This window comes from Nocardioides sp. IC4_145 (assembly GCF_011250565.1).
Taxonomy (GTDB): Bacteria; Actinomycetota; Actinomycetes; order Propionibacteriales; family Nocardioidaceae; genus Nocardioides.
Genome location: NZ_JAANMS010000088.1, coordinates 1 through 1,506 on the forward strand (window position 1 = coordinate 1; position 1,506 = coordinate 1,506).

The 1,506-nt window shown below is 67.5% G+C and carries 1 protein-coding gene; it reads right to left on the reverse strand.

The window, feature by feature from the left end:
* Positions 1-15: 15 nt before the first annotated feature.
* Positions 16-1,239 carry an IS110 family transposase gene (locus G6553_RS20545; protein WP_166196989.1) on the reverse strand — a complete coding sequence of 408 codons (1,224 nt, stop codon included), beginning with the start codon at positions 1,237-1,239 and terminating at the stop codon, positions 16-18.
* Between the last annotated feature and the right edge of the window lie 267 nt (positions 1,240-1,506).

Here is a 1,506-nt window from a genome sequence, read left to right on the forward strand (position 1 = left end):
CCTGAGAGCCCTATGTCAAGCGGCCTCCTGGGTGAGGGCGTTGAGCCGGCCGTGTAGGTCGGGGTTGTAGGGCACGTGGTCGTGCCAGCAGCGCCATAGGATCCTGGTCCAGGCTTGGGCCAGGATCCGTGCGGCGTGGGGGTGTCGGCAGCCGCGGTCGCGAGCTCGGTAGTAGGTGTGGTGGGCCCAGGCGTTGGCTCGCGGGGTGTCTTGGGCCCAGTCGATGAGGGCGTGGCGGAGTTGTTTGTTGCAGCCGCGGCGGTAGGCGACGTTGCGGTGCTTGCCGGATTGTCGGGTTGAGGGCGCGACCCCGGCCGCGGCGGCGAGTGCTGCTGGGTCGGGGAACCGGGCTCGGCAGTCGCCGATCTCGGCCAGCAGTGTCGCGGCCCGCACTGTCCCGGCGCGGGGCAGGGACTGGAAGATCGGCCCGTCGGGGTGGGCCAGGAGCGCTTCTTTGATCCTGGTCTCAAGCTGGGCCTGCTGCTCGCGGAGCTGGGTCAGGAGGTCGACGAGGGCGAGCACGATCAGTTCGCTGGCCGCAGCGGCTGCGCCGGTGACGCGGCCGGTCGCGGCGTTGCGGAGATGCTCGATGAGATCAACCGGTGGTGTGCGACCGAAGTAGCTGTTGGCTTTGAGCCAGTGCGCGAGTCGGACCTCGGACAGCCAGGAGGCCTTGGCTTCGGAGGGGAACCGGCGCAGGAACCTCAAGCTGATCGGGATGTCGAGCTGGCTGAACAAGCCGATCGCGCCGGGGAAGTTGTGCTGCAGTACCGCCAGGAGTTGATTGTGGACCGCGATCCGGTGCCCCAGGAGGTCTTGGCGGGCACGAACCAGCATCCGTAGCGCGATGGTCTCGTCAGTGTCGGGGCGGACGAGAGCCCAGCGGCCGGAGTCGGTGCGCAACGCATCAGCCAGGACGAATGCGTCGAAACGGTCGTCCTTGTTGCCCGCTGATCCGTACCTGGCGCGCAGCGACTTCACCTGGCGTGCAGAGATGACGACGACCTCGAACCCGTCACGGATCAGGTGCTCGACCACGGGTCCATCGCCGCGTTCAATCCCGACCCGGGTCACGCCGTGGCGACGAAGCAGGGCCGTGATCCTGGCCAAGCCTGGCCTGGAGTGCGCGACAGTGACCTCAGCGATGCGGTGGCCGTCGTTGTCAACGACGCAGATCGCGTGGTGTTGCCAGGACCAGTCGATCCCGGCATAGCAAGAAGTAGTGGGCGTAGCCTGCATTTCAGGGTGCTCCTTCCGTCAGCCCACGGATTCAGCACTCCGGTCCGGGACGTGACGGTCGGTCGCTCACTGAGGCACTCCCCGGCGGCGGCTACCGCCAGTGGTGCAAAGCCCTATGGCCGATCTGCACGTCCCGGGCCGCCGGGCCCTGCAACTCTCAGGCAGGTCATCCCCGAAGAGCGACTGGCTCAGCTCGGCAGTGACCCGGCAGACCCGGGGTGCAGACAAGAGACCTACTCCTGTCTGCACCCAACGTCCACCAGTGAG